This window comes from Photorhabdus heterorhabditis (assembly GCF_001280945.1).
In the GTDB taxonomy this organism is placed as follows: domain Bacteria; phylum Pseudomonadota; class Gammaproteobacteria; order Enterobacterales; family Enterobacteriaceae; genus Photorhabdus; species Photorhabdus heterorhabditis.
The window spans coordinates 37,752-57,294 of sequence record NZ_LJCS01000007.1; the positions used below are offsets into that span (position 1 = coordinate 37,752).

20 protein-coding genes are annotated in these 19,543 nt (G+C 41.6%); 7 read left to right on the forward strand and 13 right to left on the reverse strand.

Features of this window, described 5'->3' with window-relative positions; translation table 11 throughout:
* Nucleotides 1–64: 64 nt before the first annotated feature.
* Nucleotides 65–1,009, forward strand: coding sequence for a universal stress protein UspE (gene uspE, locus AM629_RS04390; protein WP_054476491.1), 945 nt, complete (start codon nt 65–67; stop codon nt 1,007–1,009).
* A gap of 58 nt (nt 1,010–1,067) precedes the next feature.
* Here the strand turns inward: uspE and AM629_RS04395 are convergent, their stop codons facing one another.
* The 7 genes from AM629_RS04395 to AM629_RS04425 form a co-directional block, all read right to left on the reverse strand.
* On the reverse strand, nt 1,068–2,033 hold the full coding sequence (locus AM629_RS04395; protein ID WP_054476492.1) for an urease accessory protein UreD: 966 nt from the start codon (nt 2,031–2,033) through the stop codon (nt 1,068–1,070).
* The gene (ureG, locus tag AM629_RS04400; RefSeq protein ID WP_054476494.1) at nt 2,030–2,665 is read right to left on the reverse strand and encodes an urease accessory protein UreG; all 636 of its coding nucleotides are present in this window, start codon (nt 2,663–2,665) and stop codon (nt 2,030–2,032) included. The genes AM629_RS04395 and ureG overlap by 4 nt, the downstream gene beginning before the upstream one ends.
* 52 nt (nt 2,666–2,717) lie before the next feature.
* Nucleotides 2,718–3,404, reverse strand: coding sequence for an urease accessory protein UreF (locus AM629_RS04405; RefSeq protein ID WP_054476496.1), 687 nt, complete (start codon nt 3,402–3,404; stop codon nt 2,718–2,720).
* Entirely contained in the window at nt 3,401–3,997 is a 597-nt protein-coding gene (locus tag AM629_RS04410) for an urease accessory protein UreE (protein ID WP_054476498.1), read from the reverse strand. Before AM629_RS04410 ends, AM629_RS04405 begins: the two co-directional genes overlap by 4 nt.
* A gap of 75 nt (nt 3,998–4,072) precedes the next feature.
* Nucleotides 4,073–5,788: an urease subunit alpha gene (locus AM629_RS04415; RefSeq protein ID WP_054476500.1), complete on the reverse strand. Its 1,716-nt coding sequence runs from the start codon at nt 5,786–5,788 to the stop codon at nt 4,073–4,075.
* Nucleotides 5,789–5,854: 66 nt separating this feature from the next.
* Nucleotides 5,855–6,250 carry an urease subunit beta gene (locus tag AM629_RS04420; RefSeq protein WP_054476502.1) on the reverse strand — a complete coding sequence of 132 codons (396 nt, stop codon included), beginning with the start codon at nt 6,248–6,250 and terminating at the stop codon, nt 5,855–5,857.
* A gap of 93 nt (nt 6,251–6,343) precedes the next feature.
* On the reverse strand, nt 6,344–6,646 hold the full coding sequence (locus AM629_RS04425; RefSeq protein WP_054476505.1) for an urease subunit gamma: 303 nt from the start codon (nt 6,644–6,646) through the stop codon (nt 6,344–6,346).
* A 306-nt stretch (nt 6,647–6,952) separates the two neighbouring features.
* On the opposite strand from AM629_RS04425, the gene AM629_RS04430 reads away from it, so the two are divergent.
* From AM629_RS04430 to AM629_RS04445, 4 genes are all read left to right on the forward strand, one after another.
* Nucleotides 6,953–7,966 (forward strand): HoxN/HupN/NixA family nickel/cobalt transporter, encoded by a 1,014-nt coding sequence (locus AM629_RS04430; protein ID WP_054476506.1) that lies wholly within the window; start codon nt 6,953–6,955, stop codon nt 7,964–7,966.
* A gap of 111 nt (nt 7,967–8,077) precedes the next feature.
* The gene (locus tag AM629_RS04435; protein ID WP_054476507.1) at nt 8,078–8,371 is read left to right on the forward strand and encodes a CopG family ribbon-helix-helix protein; all 294 of its coding nucleotides are present in this window, start codon (nt 8,078–8,080) and stop codon (nt 8,369–8,371) included.
* Nucleotides 8,359–8,655, forward strand: coding sequence for a type II toxin-antitoxin system RelE/ParE family toxin (locus tag AM629_RS04440; RefSeq protein ID WP_054476509.1), 297 nt, complete (start codon nt 8,359–8,361; stop codon nt 8,653–8,655). Before AM629_RS04435 ends, AM629_RS04440 begins: the two co-directional genes overlap by 13 nt.
* 508 nt (nt 8,656–9,163) lie before the next feature.
* Nucleotides 9,164–9,424: a type II toxin-antitoxin system ParD family antitoxin gene (locus tag AM629_RS04445; protein WP_054476510.1), complete on the forward strand. Its 261-nt coding sequence runs from the start codon at nt 9,164–9,166 to the stop codon at nt 9,422–9,424.
* Between the two features lie 115 nt (nt 9,425–9,539).
* On the opposite strand, the gene AM629_RS04450 is transcribed toward AM629_RS04445, so the two are convergent.
* From AM629_RS04450 to pntA, 3 genes are all read right to left on the reverse strand, one after another.
* Nucleotides 9,540–10,028: an NUDIX hydrolase gene (locus tag AM629_RS04450; protein WP_054476512.1), complete on the reverse strand. Its 489-nt coding sequence runs from the start codon at nt 10,026–10,028 to the stop codon at nt 9,540–9,542.
* Between the two features lie 165 nt (nt 10,029–10,193).
* Nucleotides 10,194–11,582: a Re/Si-specific NAD(P)(+) transhydrogenase subunit beta gene (pntB, locus tag AM629_RS04455; protein ID WP_054476514.1), complete on the reverse strand. Its 1,389-nt coding sequence runs from the start codon at nt 11,580–11,582 to the stop codon at nt 10,194–10,196.
* Nucleotides 11,583–11,592: 10 nt separating this feature from the next.
* Nucleotides 11,593–13,122: a Re/Si-specific NAD(P)(+) transhydrogenase subunit alpha gene (gene pntA, locus AM629_RS04460; RefSeq protein WP_054476516.1), complete on the reverse strand. Its 1,530-nt coding sequence runs from the start codon at nt 13,120–13,122 to the stop codon at nt 11,593–11,595.
* Nucleotides 13,123–13,513: 391 nt separating this feature from the next.
* Between pntA and ydgH the strand changes: the two genes are divergently transcribed.
* On the forward strand, nt 13,514–14,467 hold the full coding sequence (gene ydgH, locus AM629_RS04465) for a DUF1471 family protein YdgH (protein ID WP_054476518.1): 954 nt from the start codon (nt 13,514–13,516) through the stop codon (nt 14,465–14,467).
* Between the two features lie 73 nt (nt 14,468–14,540).
* Here the strand turns inward: ydgH and stlE are convergent, their stop codons facing one another.
* From stlE to stlC, 3 genes are all read right to left on the reverse strand, one after another.
* The gene (gene stlE / locus AM629_RS04470) at nt 14,541–14,783 is read right to left on the reverse strand and encodes a stilbene biosynthesis acyl carrier protein StlE (protein ID WP_054476520.1); all 243 of its coding nucleotides are present in this window, start codon (nt 14,781–14,783) and stop codon (nt 14,541–14,543) included.
* 169 nt (nt 14,784–14,952) lie between these two features.
* The gene (stlD, locus tag AM629_RS04475; protein ID WP_054476522.1) at nt 14,953–16,101 is read right to left on the reverse strand and encodes a beta-ketosynthase StlD; all 1,149 of its coding nucleotides are present in this window, start codon (nt 16,099–16,101) and stop codon (nt 14,953–14,955) included.
* Between the two features lie 4 nt (nt 16,102–16,105).
* Complete coding sequence (gene stlC / locus AM629_RS04480) at nt 16,106–17,050, reverse strand: stilbene biosynthesis aromatase StlC (RefSeq protein ID WP_054476526.1); 945 nt, start codon at nt 17,048–17,050, stop codon at nt 16,106–16,108.
* Nucleotides 17,051–17,969: 919 nt separating this feature from the next.
* Between stlC and AM629_RS04485 the strand changes: the two genes are divergently transcribed.
* Nucleotides 17,970–19,361: a basic amino acid/polyamine antiporter gene (locus AM629_RS04485; protein WP_054476640.1), complete on the forward strand. Its 1,392-nt coding sequence runs from the start codon at nt 17,970–17,972 to the stop codon at nt 19,359–19,361.
* Nucleotides 19,362–19,543 lie beyond the last annotated feature (182 nt).

The window sequence follows — 19,543 nt, forward strand, 5'->3', positions numbered from 1 at the left end:
TTGCTTATATTGGTTTATCTTTAATATTGAAGAATGTTTTGTCTAGCCTCTGTGAGGAACCATTATGGCAAACTATCAAAACCTTTTAGTTGCAATTGACCCAAGTCAGGATGATCAACCGGCATTAAGACGTGCAGTTTATATCGTGCAACGTAACGGTGGTCGGATTAAAGCCTTTTTGCCTATTTATGATCTATCCTATGAAATGACTACCTTGCTTTCCCCTGAAGAAGCTAGTGCTATGCGTCAAGGTATGATCAACCAGCGTATTGCCTGGCTTAAACAACAAGCTTACTACTATCTGGAAGCCGGCATTGATATTGAAATAAAAGTGATATGGCACAATCGGCCTCACGAAGCGATTGTTCAGGAACTCATTGCTGATAAACATGATTTGCTTCTGAAGATGACACACAAACATGACAAGATGGGATCTTTGATTTTCACCCCACTTGACTGGCAGTTATTACGCAAATGCCCATGTCCGGTATGGATGGTAAAAGATCAGGTATGGCCGGATCAAGGCGCTGTTCTGGTCGCAGTTAATCTATCTGATGAAGAGTCATACCATCATGAGTTGAACTTGAAACTCGTCAGAGAAACCCAAGACCTGGCAAATCAGATAGTGAAAAACCCAGAAATTCATTTGGTCAGCGCTTATCCTGTAGCACCGCTGAATATTAGTATTGAACTACCGGATTTCGACCCAAGCGTTTATAACAGCGCACTGCGTGGTCAGCACCTTATCGCCATGAAAGGACTTCGCCAGAAATTCTGCATTGATGAAAAATATACTCACGTTCATGAAGGGCTACCGGAACAGGTTATTCCTAGAATGTGTGATGAAATGAGTGCGGGTATCGTTGTTCTCGGTATTCTTGGCAGAACTGGGCTGTCTGCTGCTTTCCTGGGAAATACCGTAGAACATGTGATCGATCATCTAAAATGTGACCTTCTGGCAATCAAACCAGATGGTTTTGAATGTCCAATTAAAGCAGCCAAAGAATAAAAGAATGATAGCAATCCCTTTAGTGATGAAATCCAAAACAAATTTTCCGTTCTGGATTTCATCGCCAAATAAACGGCTCAGGCAGTGTCACACCAAGGATCTCCTCCCGCGCTATACGCCAGAAAAGATGGATACTGGCTTTCACTTGATGAGTTTCTTTCCCCAGCGCCTTAAATATCAAACCACATTGATTAGGTAAGCGGCTAGCACCGCTAGCTATACCCGTTTCAGCATCATATTGCGGGGTTATGCGCGTCAGAATACGATCGTGATGAACTTGAGGTGTCAGCAGGATTACGTTACCAAACACATGAAATGGCCCCATCACCCCTACGTTATTCAGCGGTTGTTTTTTAGGTTCCAGTACATAACGTTCTGCAAACAATATCTTGTCATCGAAATCAATCGCCGTAATACGTGATGAGTAAACATCAAATTTAAATCCCTGATCCGCTGGGTGATATTTACGGCCAGACATGATTATCTCAGAATAAATCAGCGTGGCCGTCGGGTGGATAACTATCTGAGTATCAGTGATAAACCGAGAACCACTATGCGGTATCACCGGATCGGGCATCATTTCCAGATAGCCTCCCTGCTCTATCTGGATAGTTTGTGCCTGCGCCGCGTAATTATTCACCATCGAATGAATCTTGGTAGCCGATTGGGTAGTAACATGCCCAAACGCATCCTGAGCAACATGAATGTCCAGCGCTAACCTATCTCCTTGCAATATGCATCCTGAGGTGGAGATCATAAATATACACGGCATCTGGGGTAGTGCCTCATCCCAATACAACGCTCGCTGCACCAGATAAGGAACCTGACGCTCCATCTGAGCCAGAATACTGCGCTCACCACGCCGGGCAAACCCCAATCGAAGATAGCCATTTTTACCCACATCACCGCTTGCCATCTGCGGAGGTTCATCCTGAAACAATGCAAGTTCCGGGGCGTTCACACCAAGCTCATGAACGCGTTGATGTGCTTCATTGGCGTTTTGCAGCAAGCCAGTAGACGTCATTGTGTCGCCTGTAGCGCATGAGTAAACAGAAAATCACGCATGATCATATCTACTAACGCTTGAACCCCCTCACCGGTTTTACAATTAGTGAGGATATAAGGACGCTGACCGCGTACTACCCGAGTGTCACTCTCCATCACCGCCAGGCTAGCACCGACATAAGGAGCCAAATCGATTTTATTGATCACCAGAATATCAGCCTGGACCAAACCAGGGCCGTTCTTACGTGGGATTTTCTCCCCTTCGGCCACATCAATCACATAAATATAAAAGTCTGCCAGTGCCGGACTAAAAGTCAGGGTCAAATTATCACCACCACTTTCAATCAACACAACGTCGCTGTCAGGAAAGCGCGCTTCCATTTCCTCCGCCGCAGCAATATTCATACTGGGATCTTCACGTACTGCGGTGTGAGGGCAAGCACCAGTTTCTACACCAAGTATTTTCTCTTCATCCAAAATGCCTTTCAGTGTCCGCTTGACCTGTTTAGCATCCTCAGTAGTAACAATATCGTTGGTGATAATCAGTGGTTTTATTCCGCGCTGGATCAAGATAGGTGTGATAACTTCAATAATAGCGGTCTTACCTGAACCGACTGGGCCACCAATACCAATACGGGTAATTTTTTTCACAGGAATTTCCTCACACGATTAAGACGTAGTTTAAAGCGATATCAGGATCAAGTTAGTTACTGAATAGCCGGGTAAAAGCATTAACATGCAATGCTGCCAGTACATCAGTCACGGGTGCATAAGATGTCATCTGCTCAATTCCCCCTTTCTCCGCCTCGTCACAAAACAGCTCAATATCCTGATTCAACAAGAACAAAATACGTTGAATCTCAATATGGGTAACACGCATTAGACGTATAGCCGCACTGAGTATTGTCATGGCAACACCATATTGATGCATAACGATCACTTCACGCGGAGTCGCGCCTAATGCGCTCATGACCACCGCCAAGGTAATCGGATAGGTGCCGGCAGCAATATCGCTCTTTATTTGTGCCAGCCACCATGCAATCAATGACGTACCCGTTACCTCAACAGCCATTTCGGCTAATTTTTTCCCCATCCGCGTTACCATAGTGCGACCTTCTTCATTCAATTTGCGGTTAAACACCGCCCAATCATGGGAGATAACGGCGTCATGTTGTCCACTATTCAATGCCTGACAAGCAGCGACGACTGCACGACCATCACCGCTAACGGCCTGTAACAGCGCCGTTCGGGTAAACTCGCTGAGCGTCGCCACGTCATATACGATCTTACTTTGAATAGCTGACTCCAAACCATTTGAGAAAGAAAACGCACCAACAGGCAACACTGAATCCGCAAATTGCATGATTCTGATTAAGCGCAGAGCATTCATTTCAGTTTAATCACATGCTGGTTGAGAAATGTGTTATCGACATGAACGTGTGTTGCGGAATCCTCTGCCCCACCAAATAATAAACGTGCCTCGGAGTTGTTAAGAGAAGGCAAGATCTCTTCGCCTTTGACAAAAGAATAAGGCAATGCATGAAAACCATGAGTTTTCATAACTGAATCCATCACCTTAGTTGATACTGTCAGCGGAATATAAATCTGGTTATTTTTAATCACTGATTTCCAATGTTGATTACCCAAGGCGTGACCAAGTTCAAAACTGGTTTTCAGTATCGTTTCTGAATCTACTGACAGTAATGACTTCAAATGAATAACCATCACATCACGTAAACTCATCTGTACAATAACAGCCAGCCCTTTGGTTTCATCCCACAATAAAATATCGCCATCAGATAATACCTGATGACGGTCAAGAGAAATCCCCAAATCCAACCCATTAAGCGTGGATTTACGGCAACGGCTTTTTTGCGCTTCCCATTGCGAAAGTACTAAGATATCCGGCGAGATCCCTTGCAAGCGATCTCGCCAGAAAACATCTTTTTTGGCATTACCCAGAATATGTTCAATAATAATCATTAGATAATCCTCTAAACGCGTGGATCGGTTAATCGGGCCAGAAAAATATTCTCTGACCAGACAGTAAAAAATAGATTAACTGAAGAAATAGCGCTGATTAAGTGCGACTGTCCTGACCGGTTTCACTGTGGCATATTCACCATTCACCTTGACAGCAAAGGTTTCAGCATCCACTTCAATAGTTGGCGTTTCGGCATTACGTACCATATCTTGCTTGGAAATAGCCCGGCAATTACGTACCGCCATGACCTGGCGCGCCAAATCAAGCTGTTCTTTTATCCCCTGTTCCATTGCCGCTTGGGATACAAAAGTTACACAAGTTTCTTGAAGCGTTTTGCCTAATGCACCAAACATCGGACGATAAAATGTCGGCTGTGGTGTCGATAATGAAGCATTCGGGTCACCCATTACCGCCCAGTTAATCATGCCGCCTTTGATAACCAACTTAGGTTTTGCGCCAAAGAAACGCGGCTCCCATAACACAAGATCAGCCATTTTTCCCACTTCGACTGAACCAAGTACGTGGCTTATACCTTGCGCAATCGCCGGATTAATCGTAATTTTGGCGACGTAACGTAATACCCGGAAATTATCGTTATCCGCTGCATCTTCTGGTAGCTTACCGCGTGCTGCTTTCATGGCATGGGCAGTTTGCATCACTCGCAACCAATTTTCTCCCACCCGCCCCATTGCCTGGGAGTCACTGGAAAACATCGACAATACCCCCATGTCATGCAAGACATTTTCCGCGGCAATGGTTTCCGAGCGCACACGGCTTTCAGAAAAGGCAACATCAGCCGGCACATTGGGATTCAGGTTATGGCAAACCATAATCATATCAAACAGTTCTGCTTGACTATTGATACCGTAAGGCAACGTGGGATTAGTGGAGCTGGGTAACACATTCATCTGGCTGGCAACTTTAATAATATCTGGTGCATGCCCGCCACCAGCGCCTTCCGTGTGAAAAGTATGAATGGTGCGCCCTTCAAAAGCATCAATGGTATCCTCAACATAACCACCTTCATTCAAACTGTCGGTATGTACCGCCACCTGAATATCCATTTCATCTGCCACTCGTAAAGCATTACGCAATGCAGAGTTGGTTGCTCCCCAGTCTTCATGCACTTTCAGCCCGACAGCTCCGGCCTTAATCTGCTCCACCAGTGGCATAGCCACCGCAGCATGGCCTTTTCCCAAAATACCTACGTTAACCGGTAAGCCTTCAAAAGCACGCAACATTCGGTGAATATGCCACGGACCCGCGGTGACAGTAGTACCGTTAGTACCATCAGTGGGACCAACACCACCACCAAAGAAAGTCGTCACACCATTGGACAAAGCATGTTCAGCTTGTTGGGGCGAAATAAAATGAATGTGGGTATCAATGCCCGCCGCCGTGAGAATCAGATGTTCACCAGATATCGCATCCGTACTGACGCCAACCACCATACCGGGGGTCACTCCATTCATCATACTGGGATTACCACTTTTACCTATCCCGACGATGCGACCATCTTTTATACCGACGTCAGCTTTAACTACCCCTTGACGTGCATCCAAAATAGTGACGTTGGTAATCACCAAATCCAAGACATTTGCGCTGGTCATACGATTATCTGCACCCATGCCATCACGCAGAGATTTACCCCCGCCGTAGACCGACTCCTCGCCATAACCGCGCAGATCTTTTTCAATTTCAACAAACAGATTGGTATCACCCAAGCGAATCTTATCACCGATAGTTGGACCAAAAAGACCCACATATTCCTGCCGAGAAATGGTTGGCATAGTTTATTCCTTTATTCGAAAGATCTTACGATGTTCGTCAACCCTACTCGATAGTTTTATACCCCGTTAGCTAGCCCGGCGTACAACAATGATTTTTTCTACATGCTCACCGGTAGCAACAGTGCCTTTACCCACCCAGCCATCAACTAAGTTATTAAATCCATAAACATTTTGTTTCCCACCAATCGGGATCAGTGACACTTCAATTTCATCTCCGGGTTCAAAACGGATTGCGGTTGTGGCAGTGATATTGAGTCGTTTACCGAACGCAGACGCGCGATCAAATTGCAGAGCGTTGTTCACCTCAAAAAAATGAAAATGAGATCCCACCTGAATAGGGCGATCACCTGAATTACGAACTTTCAATTGAATAACCGGACAATCTTCATTAAATGAGATTGGGTCTTTAGCAAGGATATATCCCCCTAACGGAGTGATATCTTCTTTATTATTATTTTTCATTAGAAAATCTCTACGTTATAGACGTGAATCAAGACCATAAATTAATATTCTGTCTGGATAACTTTTCCTGCTATTTATAATCTACTCTGAAAATTATTGAATAGGATCATGTACAGTCACCAAACGACTGCCATCAGTAAATATTGCTTCAACCTGCACATGTGGAATGAGATCAGCCACACCATCCATAACATCTTCTTTAGTTAGGACGTGCCTGGAATCATTCATGACTTCTTCTAACGTTTTACCCTCTCTAGCCCCTTCCAAGGCAGCGGTGGTAATAATAGCGACAGCTTCAGGGTAATTGAGCTTTAAGCCGCGAGACTTACGCTTTAATGCAACATCAGCCAGTGTATATACCATGAGTTTCTCAATTTCTCTTGGCGTTAATTGCATAAAACCCCCTAATAATTGGTTATTCCATACAGTTACAATTTTATGTCAAAATAATTCTGAATACTGGGTCATATATCCTTTAGAAAAAAGTTTTGACATAAGAATCATATTATGTCAATTAAGATATTCTCCTTAAAACAAGTTAGTCCTCTTACCTCTTATTTAAGTTTATCCAAGGTAATATTACAAGTTGACTATTATTATGGTTTAGCAGAAGACCGTACATTATTGCGTACAGCGGATACTAACTGTTTTTTCTCTTAGAAATCACCCGCAAGCGGGTTTAATATCAATAGGTTTCTTATTATGCATAAAAAACGCGCACTTTCTCTTCTTGTTGTTCTGGTTGCTGCCAACATACTTGCCTGGATTTGGGCATTTATTGCTTTCCGTCATCATGCGGTAATGATGGGAGCAGCTCTGTTGGCTTACGGTTATGGTCTACGCCATGCGGTAGATGCCGATCATATCGCCGCAATTGATAACGTCACCCGTAAACTGATGCAGCAAGGCAAATCATCCATTGCGGTCGGCGCTTTCTTTTCCCTGGGACACTCTACCATTGTTATTCTGGCCTGCCTCGCCATTGTCCTGACCTCAATGGCTTTTAAAGATCAGATGGGTTGGGTCCATGATTATGGCGGCATTATTGGTACCTTAGTTTCTGCCTGTTTTCTGCTAGCAATAGCGCTGATTAATTTACTGATACTGAAAAGCGTCTATCAGAAGTTTCAGGAGATCAAACGAGGAAGAATTCTGGCTAAAAGTGATTTAACCGGACTAGAAGCAACGCCAGGAGGAATAATGACCCGCTTGTTCCACTCAGTCTTCCGATTGGTGAACAAAAGCTGGCATATGTATCTGGTTGGCTTTCTATTTGGGTTAGGTTTCGACACAGCTACCGAAGTTGGTCTGTTAAGTATATCCGCTGTTGGCTCTCTTAGTGGGCTTCCGTTGTGGTCAATAATGGTATTTCCTGCCCTATTTGCCAGTGGTATGGCGCTAATCGACTCACTGGATAATTTTGTTATGGTGGGGGCTTATGGCTGGGCTTTTTCCCAGCCAGCGCGCAAGATCTACTACAATATGACTATTACCGCTGCCTCCGTCGCCGTAGCGTTGTTCATCGGTGGGCTGGAAGCGCTCGGGCTTATCGCTGACCAGTGGGATTTACACGGCATTTTCTGGGACACCATTGGAGCATTGAATGACAATATGGGTAACGTTGGTTTTTGGGTCGTTGGAATTTTCATTTTGTTCTGGACATTATCAGTGATGAATTATCGCTGGCGGGGATACGATACGCTGGAGATTAAGTAACAAACACGAAATTCTTTACATGTGTGCGGTGTATTACACCCAGAAATGTTGTTATGCTCGCTACCCAATGATAGCATTTGTGTTACTGATGATATCGTTGTGAGAAAGGCTATGCATAAACAAATGAAACAGACAGTAACCCTTCGCTTAGATGAAGGACTCAAAGCACGTATTAAAGCATTAGCTGACACGCAAGGCATTTCTGCCCATTCGCTCATGGTCCGTTCAATCGAAAATGAAATTGATGTACTGGAAGCCAGACAACAATTTTTACGTGATGCCGAAAGCGCCTGGTTAGAATATGAAGCTACCGGCTTGCATTTGACTGGCGATGAACTTTCTGACTGGTTGGATGCTATCACACGTGGCGAGGATAATAAGGAATTACCTGAATGCCATCGGTAATAATCACTCCAGCAGCTGTAAGGGATATAAATCGTCTTGTTGACTTTTTACGTCAACGCGATGCAGTTGCTGCAAAATCAGTACTTAGTATTATCAGCAAACATATCCGTGCAATGAAATCTAACGTTCTAGCTGGACGGCCAACAGAAGTTTATCCACTCTTTGAATTAATTATCTCTTTTGGTGGCACAGGCTATGTATTGCTATACAGAGAAGCCCCCGGAAGTAATACACGTTACATTTTGGCTATCCGTCACCAGCGAGAAATCAACTACAAACATTAACCCTTTTACAAGATTAGAAACTATCCATTAACGCTGTCTCTTAATCGAGAAATCTAACTAAGAGACAGCAATTGCATCAAGATCTATACCCAATAGGTTTCATTATCGCTGGCGGGGATACGATACGCTGGAGATTAAGTAACAAACACGAAATTCTTTACATGTGTGCGGTGTATTACACCCAGAAATGTTGTTATGCTCGCGACACAATTCTACTTAAGGTAGGTTGCGAACGAATTTTTGAGGACACTAAGCATCGTCCACTAGATCAGCATCAATATCACAGTAAAATATTGACTTTATTCCCCTAATAAGGAATTTATTTTGATAAGTTAGAAAATATTGATTTTAATAGATTACCATTTAAAGCTCTAACATTAGAAAGAGTAAAGTGACCATCTATCTGGAGTGTGCAATAAAGAGCACCCTATGTACGTAATGGAATACTTTCGGAGTGTAAGAATATGTCTTATACTATAGAATGTTAATTATCTGAATGAGGTGTATTATGGTATCGCGTACAATGACGGTAGATACCGGCGAAGAATTACGTGGTTTTGTAGAAAGCCTAGTTGAATCAGGTTATTACAAAACTAATAGTGAAGTCGTTCGGGAGGGATTACGGTTATTACAGGAAAAACAAGCTGAGTCCAAACTTGAAGCACTTCGTCAGCTAATTGATGAAGGTGATAACAGTGGAGAAGTTATAGAGTGGGATCTCAATACTTTCCTTACACGTATGAAAAATAAAACACACAATGTCCAGTAAAACATTTTTTCTAAAGCCTAAAGCTGAACAGGATTTAGAGGCTATTTTTGAATACAGTTATCAAGAATTTGGCCTAGAAAAAGCGTATCAATATATCAAGAGTTAGTTAAATAATCTAGTCAACTTCAATAGGGAAATTTTGATTATAACCATAGATAATTTTTTGTATTTCTTTAGCAATATTAGGTGGGCGAAAGTCCTCACTAGAACTTAATAGTGCTTGCAAACTCCACCAATTCATATCTTTTAGGGTACGTATCTCTTTTTCGGTCATACAATTATCTTCTTTATCACAAATGTCCTCATATACCAAAAAATATCTCTCGTGACTTAGAAATTTCTCACCTTTCCATTCTAAAACTACGTTTCTAGTCCAAATCCATTCAGGTGTAAACCTTAGGATAAGACCAACCTCCTCACTTAACTCTCTATTTAATGCTTGCTCAAAGGACTCTCCCTCTTTTAGACCACCACCAGGAGTAACCCAAAACTCAATCAAATCCGCATTAATATTGTCTTTAATTTCTTCAAAACTAAATTTAAAAAGCAGTACTTCCTGTTTACTATTGATCAATAATGCCCTAGCGGAATTTCTTATTTTCATTTAATTTCCCCTAAATTACACATGCCTGAGAAGCTTCACGATTTTGTTTCCTTTAATAAAAACGTTGATCGTGTCTCAGGCATAGCGTTCCCTTCTTAAGTAAATCTCAGGTTAAATTAAAACCCCACAAAATAACGTGGGGTTTGTAGTTATAACGATAAAAAATCACAGTGCACGCAGGATTGCTTCTACGCTTGCTTTCGCATCACCAAACAACATCTGGCTATTGTCTTTAAAGAATAGTGGGTTCTGCACACCAGCGTAACCTGTGTTCATCGAGCGTTTGAACACAACAACGTTCTGGGCTTTCCAGACTTCCAGCACAGGCATACCAGCAATCGGGCTGTTTGGATCTTCCTGTGCAGCCGGGTTAACGGTGTCATTAGCACCAATGACCAGTACGGTATCGGTATCAGAAAAATCATCATTGATTTCATCCATTTCCAGAACAACGTCGTAAGGGACTTTTGCTTCCGCCAACAGCACATTCATATGTCCTGGCAAACGTCCTGCAACTGGATGGATACCAAAACGAACCTTAATCCCCTTTTCACGTAGTTTGGCGGTGATGTCATGTACTGGGTACTGTGCCTGTGCAACAGCCATACCATATCCCGGAGTGATAATGACAGAAGTTGAATTTTTCAGCAGCTCAGCAACTTCTTCAGCCGTGGTTTCGCGGTATTCTCCCATCTCCTGATCATCACCAGTTGAAGAACCATCAGTACCAAACCCTCCGGCAATTACACTGATAAAAGAACGGTTCATTGCCTTACACATGATGTAAGACAGAATCGCCCCCGAAGAACCTACCAACGCACCCGTTACAATCAGTAAATCATTACTCAGCATGAAACCAGCTGCCGCTGCCGCCCAACCAGAATAGGAGTTCAACATTGAAACCACTACCGGCATATCTGCCCCACCGATAGAAGCCACCAAGTGCCAACCAAACGCCAGTGCAATTGCAGTCATAATTAACAGCGTGAATACTTGTAAACCGATACTTTCCGTTTTCACAAAAGTCACTAGCAATACAAAAGAGATAACTAATGCTGCAAGATTTAATTTATGACGATTTGGTAGCATCAGCGGTTTAGAAGAAATTTTTCCACATAATTTACCAAATGCGACAACAGAACCTGTGAAGGTAACTGCACCGATGAAAACCCCCAAGAATACTTCTGTCAGATGGATATTTTCCATTATCGGTTCAGCAAAACTATCGTGAGCAATAAAGCTGTTAAAACCGACTAATACGGCTGCTAAGCCGACAAAACTGTGTAAGATTGCAACCAGTTCCGGCATTTCAGTCATTTCAACTTTATTTGCCAGGCGAATACCAATAACCGCGCCGATCACCATAGCCAGAATAACCCAAACAACACTGCCGGTATCTGGCCCAAAGATAGTCGCAATCAATGCAATTGCCATCCCGGTAATACCAAAAATATTCCCACGTTTGGAGCTTTCATGACGAGACAAGCCTGCAAGACTAAAAATAAATAAGATAGCGGCAACAATATATGCCGCTGTAACTACTCCACTCGACATAAATTACCCCTTAGTCCTTACGAAACATTTTCAGCATGCGTTGAGTCACAGTGAAACCACCGAATATATTAATGCTGGCAATTAATATAGCGATAAATGAAAAGAAACTGACCCATCCACCATCACCAATTTGTAATAACGCACCAACGACAATAATCCCCGAAATCGCATTGGTTACCGACATTAGCGGTGTATGCAAGGCATGGCTGACATTCCAGACCACGTAATAACCCACCACACAGGCCAATGCAAATACAGTAAAGTGAGACAAAAACTCTTTTGGCGCAACATTAGCTAACCAACCAAACAGGATAATAGCCAGTGCCAACAGACCATATTTCAACCAAGGTGAAGTAGGTTGAGGTTTTGGCTTTTCTGCTTTGACAGGCGCTATTTTTTCCTTCAACTGGGCAGAAACCTGAATGGGCGGCGCTGGCCAGGTTATTTCTCCTTCTTTTACTACCGTCACGCCGCGAATAACAACATCGTCAAAATCAATATTGATTTCGCCATTTTTCTCTTTACACAGTAACTTGAGCAAATTAACCAGATTGGTACCGTATAGTTGTGAGGATTGCGTTGGTAAACGGCTTGGCAAATCTGTGTAACCAATAATTTTCACCCCATTGGCTGTCACAACCAACTTGTCTGCCTGCGTTAATTCACAATTACCACCCGTTTGAGCTGCCAGGTCAACAATCACGCTACCCGGCTTCATAGATTCAACCATCTCTTTGGTGATAAGACGTGGAGCCGGTTTTCCAGGAATAAGAGCCGTGGTCACAATAATGTCAACTTCTTTTGCCTGTGCAGCAAAAAGCGACATTTCAGCTTTGATAAAAGCTTCGGACATGACTTTTGCATATCCGTCACCACTGCTAGCCTCTTCTTCAAAATCCAGTTCCAGAAATTCTGCCCCCATGCTCTGAACCTGTTCTTTTACCTCGGGACGGGTATCAAATGCACGAACAATAGCCCCCAGACTACCCGCAGCACCAATAGCAGCCAAACCAGCGACACCCGCACCAATAATCATCACTTTGGCTGGCGGGACTTTTCCGGCTGCCGTGATCTGACCCGTAAAGAAACGACCAAATTCATGAGCTGCTTCCACTATTGCCCGGTAACCTGCAATATTCGCCATAGAACTTAGTGCATCCAGTGACTGTGCTCTGGAAATACGCGGTACTGAATCCATAGCCAGAACCGTTACTTTGCGATCAGACAGCTTTTGCATTAACTCAGAGTTTTGTGCCGGCCAAACAAAGCTGACCAACGTACTCCCTTCTTTCATTAATGCAATCTCGTCATCATCAGGAGCATTGACCTTTAAAATGATATCTGAGCACCAAATATCATGACGATCAGAAACTTCAGCTCCTACCTGTTGGTAAGCACTATCTCCGAAGCTGGCCAATAACCCTGCTCCATTCTCAACAACGACATTGAATCCCAATTTCAGCAGTTGCTCCACAGTCCCTGGCGTAGCTGCAACACGTGCTTCATTGGTAAGTCGCTCTTTCGGTACACCAATACGCATAATGTCCCCTTCTTAAGGCTTAAGATTAATGACGATTATTGCTTGTTGAGGTCAATTTATCGACTAAATTAACTTTATTACTGCCATTAGCAAAATCTATCAACGAATATTTTAATAACCAACGGAAAATCCTATCGGTGATCCATCACTAATTGAGTAAAAAAAATAGCTAAATAGTATTACCAAAATAAATTGCAATTTTAACCAGGTCACTCGTTATGTTGATGAAAACTTATGGTGTCATATTCTATAAATTTGTATTCATTCATACTGATAGCATAAATTCGTGGGACATTAGCTATTATTACATGTAATAATTGTGGGCTATGTGATACACGACGATGTTCAGCAAGTTATAAATATTTAATGCGCAAGGCGAAAGGATTTTTTTATGAAGCTGAAAACAACGATCATCGCAGTTGCGGTGCTCTCATTAACTAGTATTACCACTGCTCAGGCAGCCCAGGAATTATCCCCGGAGAAAGCAGCAGAACTGAAACCATTTAAACGTATTACAGTTACAGGTCCTTTTAATGCTATTTATGAAGCTGCCGATGCCGTTTCCCGTCGGGCAGATAAAATGGGCGCAGATGGATTCTATATCCAAAGCCTTGACGATCTAAATAATAGCGGCAACCTGCGCGTTGTAGCTGATCTGTATCACAAAGATGCAGAAAAAGCTGATAACTCAACTAAATATCGGATATTTCGCGGTATTAAAGAATTACCCAAAACAGAAGCAGTTACACTAGAGCCATTCGATACCGTAACCATCAGTGGTTTTTACGCCAGTGAACCAGATTTAAATGAAGCCATTGCGAAAGAAGCAAAGAAAAAAGATGCTGATTCTTTCTTTATTGTGCGTCAGTTCTCAACCAATGATGGCGGCAATCAAACGGTTACAGCTTATGTTTACAAAGCAGATGCCCCAAAACGCCAAATTCAAGCTAATGAAGCCGTTATCCCGGCTGATTCAGACTCAGGACGTGCTGCACTGGCCGCTGGCGGCGAAACGGCTAAGAAAGTGGAAATTCCAGGTTTAGCCTCTTCAACGTCAACCAGTAATTCTGTTGGTCGTTTCTTTGAAACTCAGTACTCTAGAGGTGAGCGTTACACTGTCACTCTCCCTGATGGTACAAAAATCCAAGAATTGAATAAAGTTAGTGCTGCTCAGATGGTGCCTTTTGACTCCATTACCTTCTCAGGTTACTACAACAGCATGACTGATGTTTCCTATGAAGTTGCTAAACGTGCGGCAGCTAAAGGCGCTAAGTATTATCATATTACCCGTGAATGGCAATCCACGGGTGGAACCTCTACTATCAGTGCAGATCTGTTCAAATAACGCTGGATTATCCTAAGAAAAAGGCACACATGATAACCATATGTGCCTTTTTTACTGAAGGATAACAAAATTTTTAGCTAGCAGATTCTAATTTCAGACGAATACAATCAATGGCGTTTTGTATAGTTACCATTTCTTCCGCTTCTGAATCATCAATCGTTATCCCGAAATGTTCTTCCAGAGCCATAATCAGCTCTACATTGTCTAACGAATCGGCGCCCAATTCTTCAAATGTCTGTGTGGTAAGAATCTGGGCTTCGGGGATTCCAAGTTGTTCTGAAACAACACTTTTAACATGATTCTCTAAATTTTCCACGCTATTATTTTCCTAATTTACTAATACACGGGGAAACTTATTGTTTCCCCATTTATACCCGTTATCTTTCAAGTTGCCTCTTGGTTGGCTGTACTCCCGGGGACTCGCTCCCTTGCCGTCGCGATTCACCTTGAAATCCATAGGGTATATTATTGATAAGATTAGATATTTACACAACAGTTAGGTGCATGAATGCCCCGGAGAATCGAGCACTTTCCGGGATATAACATAAAAGACTTTGATCTTTTTTCAGTTTACCCGAATTAACCAGCTCTTCCAGCATGACATAAATAGAAACCGCCCCAGTATTCCCTTTAGTAGTTAAGTTAGTAAACCAACGACCTTGATCAATACTAAAATTAATATCATCAAGACCTGCTGACATTTTCATACGGAAATATTCAGATGATATATGAGGTAAGAACCAATCAATGGAGTCTGCTGATAAATTACGCTTTTCTACCGTTCTTCTCAGAGGTTCACTAAGCGTATATTTAACGACTCGCTCATTTAAGTGTCTAACATCTTGTTTGATACAGAAAACAGAATAAGCAAGCCAATCAGCCGGATTCATTTGCGACCAACCTTTTAAACTGCCATCTGTTAACTTTTCTGCACCAGAATACATACATGTATCTAGCTCATTAGCAAAAGAGTACATGTCTATCCAATCAATTCGTAACGAAATACCATCAGCCCGCGGTTTATTTTCGAGCAAAACAGCACCAGCACCATCTGAAAGCATCCAGCGCAGAAAATCTTTCTCAAAAGCAATTTCAGGACGCAGTTCCAACTCTGCAACCCGAGCGTCACTTTCATTCTGAAAATTACGCGCATGTAGTACAGATGAAACGGTTTCCGATGCTGCTGCAACCGCATTATTTGTCGTTCCCGAGAGAATAGACAAATAAGCATATTTCATTGCTGTCATGCCAACCATGCAAGAGCCTGAAGTTGAAACAATTTCGCAGGGTTCATTTTTGAGTTCACCATGAACCATAACAGCATGACCAGGTATAATCTGATCTGGGATAGCTGCACCTGCTGCCAGACTTTGCATATCATCTAAAGAAAAATGTTCATCGACCAAACCTTTTATTGCTTCAGCCGCCAGTTGAGCACTTGAATAGGTTGCCTCACCAGTTTCCGGGTCCAATGCATAATGGCGGTACTTGATACCATTATTACGCAGTACTATATGGCGAGATCTTGATGGTTTATTACCAACAAAACCAAGGACAGATTCCATTGTGTCATTATCGATTGGATTTCCCGGCATAAAGGCGGAAACTTTAGTGATATAAACGTTATTACTCATTTACTTATCTATCTCCTTTATTATCATAGCGGGCAGAACCGGATGGTTGTTCATAGTATTTTTGTAATTCATTAAGACGTTTTTTAAGTAATATTGTAAGTAAACGGCGAACAACGATTGAAATGGGCAAAACCACTAACACCATCAATACCAAATAGATCACAAACAGAGTCAATAGAGAACGCCTTACCCACTTTCCTCGTTTACCTACACGATGAATAAACCCGGACCAAAATCTAAATCCTCGATGTATAGAACGCTCACCGAAAATAAAAGATTTATCTACAAATACCGCCCCTAAACCTTTCAACATTGGGGCATCATCTTTCTCTTTATCCGCTTTAAGAGCTGCTACCAACGCATGTCCAAAACGTTTAGCTCCTTGAACATCTTCCTTTGATACCCCAGCCGGCGGTACACTAGAAAAAGGTTGTTTTTTTCCTGTCATTAGCCATAACGGGGTTGTGAACAATGTTATAAAAAAGTTCGTTTTATCAACAAAAACCACGTTGTCGCGTAAATACGCTCCACTTTCGTGTAAAAATTTTTTGACCGTTTCCTGGGCTATCAACCACATGTTTCGACAAGCTATAACCGTCACTACCGGCTTACCGTTAAGTAACCGTTTTCCTTCTTCGCTCTTAAGAAATGCTGTTATTGGAAGAGATGGTGACAAATACCAAACTTGGTAGCCCAATATCACCAAATCAAAAGGTTCTTCATCTTCCAAATGTAAAGGTGCTATTTCGGGTGGATGTAACTGCACTGTTTCAGGAAAAGCATTAATAAATTTAGAAAACGACCAGGGAAATTCATATTCTGGAATCGGTTTCAGAACGACTTCACGAATGTATATCTCATCAGATTCATGCAGAGGTGCGATTAAGCTCTTCACCACCTCGATCAATTGACCACTTTGAGAATACGACACCACCAGAACACGTTTCATATGTTCTAACCTTATGAATATTTAATACTAAGCCATTCATCGGCGCTTAAAAGATAATAATTTGAATAACAATAACCCCTAACCATCTGGAAATTTTTTTTTACATATGTGCATATGATCATTCCTGAAAATTGAAAATACAGCCAAAAAAAATGAGCTAATAAATGATAGGTTAATATTTTCACAAACAATATAAATCAAAGTAGTCGTTGTCAACATGATTTTCTAATTTTTATATAATAATAGTATTATGTCACATTGGCGAACATTAATTTGTCACCACTAAGAATAGTTAACGAAAAATATATTAACCCCAACCCAAAATTAACAAAGTCAATTAAAGCAAAAGATAAAACAACAGATAAATCAATAACTTTAAATTTAATGGAAATAATAATTTTATTAATTGGCAATGTTTAATGGATTAACTGAACGATTTGATATATAAACTAAGAGTTATTATTACCAGACAATAACATCGCATAGCAAAATAAAAGTTAAAGCAAAAGAACTTATTTGACGTAATGATTTTTGTTAAATTTTGATATTGATTAAAAAAATTAAAATAAAAATTACTTAATTAGTAATAGCATCACTATACTTTACACTTGTCATTTATTTCCCTTAGTACAATAAGCAGAATTATAAAAATTACTGACATAAGTTTATAAGAATAAATTGTATAGCATTACACTTTACCATCGCCAATCAGTGCATAAATTTTGTAGTTATTTGCATAGAAAACCATTGCATCCGCCACATACCCTCCGTAGAATCGCCCTCTATTTCTAGGTTTAACCAGTCTGTTTTCCGTTCTGTACAGCTTGGACGCGCTGAAAACCCAATACTTAATTCATCTGTTATGATCAGGGTAACGAACTGGATAACAATGCAGTTTAGTGATTTTAGGAACATATCTTTGGAAAAAAAACTAGGTCTTACAGCTCTTACTGCTCTGGTACTCAGCTCTATGGTCGGTGCTGGTGTTTTCAGCTTACCGCAGAATATGGCTGAGGTCGCCAGTCCAGCCGCGTTAATGATCGGTTGGGTAATAACAGGTGTCGGTATCCTGTTTCTGGCTACTACACTGTTACTTCTCTCCCGTATTCGCCCAGATCTTGATGGAGGAATTTTCACTTATGCCAAAGAAGGCTTCGGGGAATTAATCGGCTTCTGTTCTGCCTGGGGATATTGGTTATGTGCAGTAGTTGCCAATGTTTCCTATCTGGTTATCGTTTTCGCCGCACTGAGCTTTTTTACTGATAAAGAGAATGTAGTCATTTTAGGTGACGGTAATACTTGGCAATCTTTATTAGGAGAATCTATTTTACTTTGGTTAGTACACTGGCTGGTACTTCGCGGCGTTCAAACCGCAGCCGGAATCAATAAACTGGCAACAATGGCAAAATTATTACCTTTAGGTGCTTTCATCATTCTTGCTGCGATAGCATTTAAGATGGACGTTTTTAGTCTTGACTTTAAAGGTATTGGCTTGGGTGTTCCTGTCTGGCAACAAATAAAAGATACCATGTTAATTACCCTTTGGGTTTTTATTGGTATCGAAGGTGCTGTTGTGGTCTCAGCCAGGGCGAAAAAGCGGACAGATGTTGGTATTGCGACTATGCTGGCTGTTGTTGCAGCATTAGGAATCTATATATTAGTCACCCTACTCTCCCTTGGATTAGTACCTCGGCCTGAGTTAGCAGAAATGCGCAATCCATCAATGGCAAATCTGATGGTAGGACTTGTTGGTTCCACCGGTGAAATCATTATTGCTACAGGATTGATTATTTCCGTTTGCGGCGCTTATCTGAGCTGGACAATCATGGCGGCTGAAGTGCCATTTATCGCGTCCCAACATGGTTCTTTTCCAAAAGTTTTTGGCTTGCAAAACAGCAATAATGCGCCATCATCTTCATTATGGTTGACGAATGGTGCCGTACAACTCTCTCTCGTTTTTATCTGGTTAAGTGGAAGCAATTATAATTCATTACTGGCAATTGCATCAGAGATGATTTTAGTACCCTATTTCCTAGTTGGTGCATTTTTATTAAAGGTCGCTTTTAATCGCAGTAGTAAAGGGTTATTACTGATTGCCAGTGGTGCTTGTATTTATGGCATATGGCTGCTCTATGCATCTGGTCTGATGAATTTACTATTGTCTGTTGTTCTCTATGCCCCGGGAGTTATTGTTTTCCTGTATGCACGTAGTCAAAATCCACAGAAAGATAGTCTTTCTTTGACTGAAAAATTAGCTATCGCCGTATTGTTGATAAGCACGATCCCTGCAACTTGGTTATTAATTAAATAACTTTATCTATTTTAAGCTATTATCATCTTTTGATGGTAGTAGCTTATCGTGTTTCCATATAGCACTATTTCTTTAGTGTTTGTTTTTAAATGTATGTTGTAACTAATTACGTTAATATAATCTATACCTGATTGGTATGGTTCTTTGGTTAATTCTTGTCGAGTTCGAAAATTGCCCACCGT